At 71.1% G+C, this 3,451-nt stretch carries 4 protein-coding genes and 1 pseudogene; all 5 read right to left on the minus strand.

Going from position 1 to position 3,451, the window contains the following annotated elements:
* A pseudogene (locus tag ABNT58_RS06665) lies at positions 1 to 857 on the minus strand (RNA polymerase sigma-54 factor); the annotation flags it as partial.
* A 176-nt stretch (positions 858 to 1,033) separates the two neighbouring features.
* Complete coding sequence (locus ABNT58_RS06670) at positions 1,034 to 1,456, minus strand: response regulator (RefSeq protein WP_348752720.1); 423 nt, start codon at positions 1,454 to 1,456, stop codon at positions 1,034 to 1,036.
* A gap of 267 nt (positions 1,457 to 1,723) precedes the next feature.
* Positions 1,724 to 2,098 (minus strand): hypothetical protein, encoded by a 375-nt coding sequence (locus ABNT58_RS06675; RefSeq protein WP_348752721.1) that lies wholly within the window; start codon positions 2,096 to 2,098, stop codon positions 1,724 to 1,726.
* 111 nt (positions 2,099 to 2,209) lie between these two features.
* Positions 2,210 to 3,184, minus strand: a complete 975-nt coding sequence (locus ABNT58_RS06680; RefSeq protein WP_348752723.1) for a D-glycerate dehydrogenase — start codon at positions 3,182 to 3,184, stop codon at positions 2,210 to 2,212.
* A gap of 2 nt (positions 3,185 to 3,186) precedes the next feature.
* On the minus strand, positions 3,187 to 3,451 hold a 265-nt coding region (locus ABNT58_RS06685; protein WP_348752722.1), incomplete at its 5' end, for a PfkB family carbohydrate kinase.

Raw genomic sequence — 3,451 nt, forward strand, 5'->3', positions numbered from 1 at the left:
AGCGGCGGCGCACCGAAGCGCCAGCCCGGCCGCGGATCGAAGCGGCGGATGCGGGCACAGGCCGCTTCCACCTCGGCCAGCGCAAAGCCCAGCCGGTGGGCCAGCGTCTCGCAATCGCGCGTGCCCAGCAGGCGCAGTTGCTCACCGATGATGCGGCGGGCCAGCGCCCGCTGGTGCGCATCCTCGATCTCGCCGGTCTGCAGCAGCAGGCACTCCTGCACCGTGCGGGCGCCCACGCCAGCCGGGTCCAGCGACTGCACGCGGCGCACGGCGATGCGCACTTCCTCGTCGGTGGCGGGCGGGTCCAGCGCATCGTCGGCCGTCAGCTCGAAGGGGTCGGCACGCAGGTAGCCGTCGTCGTCCAGCAGCTCGACCACGGCCTTGGCCAGGGCCATGTCGCGCTCACCCAGCGGCAGCAGGTTGAGCTGGCCGTGCAGGTGGGTGTTCAGGCCCGTGCTGCTGGCCAGCAATTCGGTGGCCGACACCTCGCCGCCATCGCCCTTGGGCGCGCTGGGCAGGGCTTCGTTCCAGGTGCCGGCATCGGGCGGCGGCTCGCTGCTGCCCAGCTCGTCGGCCGCTTCATAGTCGGTGGCGTTGCCATCGGGCAGGCTGCCTTCTTCACGCGGGGCGGTGGCGCTGCCGGGCTCGGCCAGCGGGTTGACCAGTGCGGTCAAGCCGGGCGGCAGGGGCGCTTCTTCGCCCTCGTCACCTTCCAGGAAGGGGTTGCGGCCCAGCGTTTCGGCCAGGGTTTGCGCAAAGTCCAGCGAAGACATCTGCAGCAGCCGTACCGCATGCTGCAGGCGGGGCGACAAAGCCTGGTTCTGCTGGTGGATGACACGAAGACTGCTGGCAGGCATGGGGGTTTGAACTCCTCTTGGCAACCCACCCGTTCCGCACCTTTCGTGCCGGGGGCGCGCAAGGCGCCCGTTCCCTCTGTGCGGCGCTCCAGCCCTCCGTAATCAGGCACCGGAATTGCCGGAAAGCGGCCCCGAATTGCCGCAAGCGCGGTGGCCGTAGCGAGGGCCGTTACCGCCTACCGCGGGGCTTGCGGTCGGGCCCGCAGCCGGGTGATGGTGGCGGCCAGCTGGTCGATGCCCAGCGGCTTGGTCAACACCGCATCGAAGCCCGCGTCCACCACCTCGCGCGTGGCCATCGACGTGAAGCCGGTGTAGGCGATGGCCACGGGCTGGTCGACCTCGCGGTCGGCCCGCATGGCCTTGACCAGTTCCACGCCCGACATGCCGGGCATGCGCAGGTCTGACACCAGCACGTCGAAATGCCCCTGGCGCAAGCGCTGCAGCGCGGTGTGGCCGTTGTCGGCGGTGTCCACCTCGGCGCCGATCATCTCCAGCAAGGCCGCCAGCGGCATCAGCGCATCCACGCAGTCATCCACCAGCAGCACATGCGCGCCCTGCAGTCCGCCCATCGCTTGGGTCGGCGCGTCGGCCTGCGTCATTCCGTTCTCCCTGACCTGCCTCTTGCGGGGCGGTGCTGCCAGGCATGGCCTGCAGCAGTACCTGCACCCGGGGGCGCGCACGGCTTGCCGTGGGCGCCTCATCGTCCATCAACCGCGCCCACGCGGCCGTGGCATCACCGAAGAGCAAGTCTTCGCCACCACCCACGCTGCGTGCTTCGCAAGGGACCACGTCGATCTCCTGTTGCATGGGTCCGGCGCGGCAAACAGCGTGCCGGCTCTGGGCATGGGGACGGACCGGGCAGCAGATCAGCGTGCAGGCGTGCCGGGCTTGTCGTTGGCCGCGGTGACCATCGGGTCGACAATGGCATTGCCCAGCGACTCCAGCACGTTGTCGTCGTCGTTCACCTGCACGCCGGGGCGGCGCACGCCGGTGCTGTCGGGGTACTCCTGGCCGCCGCCAGTGCCGGCGTCTTCACGCTGGCGCCAATCGCCGTCGGTGGGCTGCGGCTTGGTGGCGGGGCCGACGTCGGGTGCCACGTCCGGCGAGGTGGTGGCCTCGGCCACGCCGGCATCGATGGTGCTGGCCTGGCCGCCCACGTCGCCCGCGCCTTGCGGACGGTGGCGCGCATCGGGCGTGGCCAGCGGACGGTCCTGGGTGTTGGTGGGGGCTGTCAGGCTCATCGTGTTCTCCTTGTGTCGAACAACGATGCTGCGCCTGCGCAGCGCCTGTGGCTGCGGGGCGCCGTCGCAACAGGGCGTGCGGGCTGTCCTACAGCCCGCAGCGGGCCTGCTTCAACGCACCGTGGCGGCGGGGGTTTCGCCGGCCAGCGCCTGCAGCAGGTTGCTGGTGGCCAGCACGGCCATGGCATGCCGCGTCTCGTGCGTGGCCGAGCCGATGTGCGGCAAGGGCGTCACACGCGGGTGGGGGCGCAGCGGTGAATCCAGCGGCAGCGGTTCGGTGGCAAACACGTCCAGCCCGGCGGCCCGCAGGTGCCCGCTGTCCAGCGCGGCCAGCAGCGCCGCTTCGTCCACCACGCCGCCGCGCGAGCCGTTGACCAGCATCGCGCCGGGCTTCATGGCCGCGAAGCGCTCGGCGTTCATCAGGCCACGGGTCTCGTCGGTCAATGGCACCGTCAGCGCCACGATGTCGGCCTGGGCCAGCAGCTCTGGCAGGCTCACCTGGCGGGCATGGCCGGCCAGCGCCGGCAGCTCCTGGTCCACGTTCACCGCCGACCGGTTGTGGAACAGCACCGGCATGCCGAAGCCCAGCGCCGCCCGCCGCGCCAGCGCTTGGCCGATGCGGCCGAAGCCCACGATGCCCAGCGTCTTGCCGTGCACGTCCCAGCCGAACATCTGTTCGTCGATGTTCTTGTGCCAGCGCCCTTCACGCACCAGCGCGGCCAGCTCCACCAGCCGGCGGCTGGTGGCCATGACCAGCGCGAACAAGGTGTCGGCGGTGGTCTCGGTCAGCACGCCGGGGGTGTGGCACAGCATCACGCCGCGTTCACGCAGCGCCGGCAGCTCGTAGTTGTCGATGCCCACCGAGATGCTGGAAATCACCCGCAGTGCCGGCGCCTGCGCCAGCAGCGGTGCATCGATGCGGTAGCTGGAGCCGATCAGGCCCTGGGCGTGCGGCAGCGCCTCGAAGAAGGCGTCGCGCTGCTCGGCCACGCGGGGGTTGGCCACCGTCACTTCATGTTCGGCCTGCAGCCGTGCCAGCTGGTCGGGCGGCAGTTCGCGGAACACCAGCACCTGCTGGCGGGGCATGGTCACAGGCCACTCTCCTGCAGTTGGGCCTGCGTGGGCAGGCCTTCGGTATCGCCCAGCACCTGCACCGCGCGGGCGCCGATCCAGGCGCCGCGGCGCACGGCATCGGGCAGGCTGCGGCCGGCCAGCAGCGCGCTGATCACGCCCACCGCAAAGCCATCGCCCGCGCCCACCGTGTCCACCACTTCGGCCACCGGAAAGCCCGGCACATGGCCGCTGGCCGCATCGCTGCTGAAGTAGGCGCCATCGGGGCCCAGCTTCACCACC

This window comes from uncultured Aquincola sp. (assembly GCF_964001545.1).
Classification (GTDB): domain Bacteria; phylum Pseudomonadota; class Gammaproteobacteria; order Burkholderiales; family Burkholderiaceae_C; genus Aquincola.

Excerpts from the sequence above, each read along its gene's own strand:
- ABNT58_RS06670 (WP_348752720.1), bottom strand. The coding sequence starts at position 1,456 with ATGACGCAGGCCGACGCGCCGACCCAAGCGATGGGCGGACTGCAGGGC.
- ABNT58_RS06675 (WP_348752721.1), bottom strand. The coding sequence starts at position 2,098 with ATGAGCCTGACAGCCCCCACCAACACCCAGGACCGTCCGCTGGCCACG.
- ABNT58_RS06680 (WP_348752723.1), bottom strand. The coding sequence starts at position 3,184 with ATGCCCCGCCAGCAGGTGCTGGTGTTCCGCGAACTGCCGCCCGACCAG.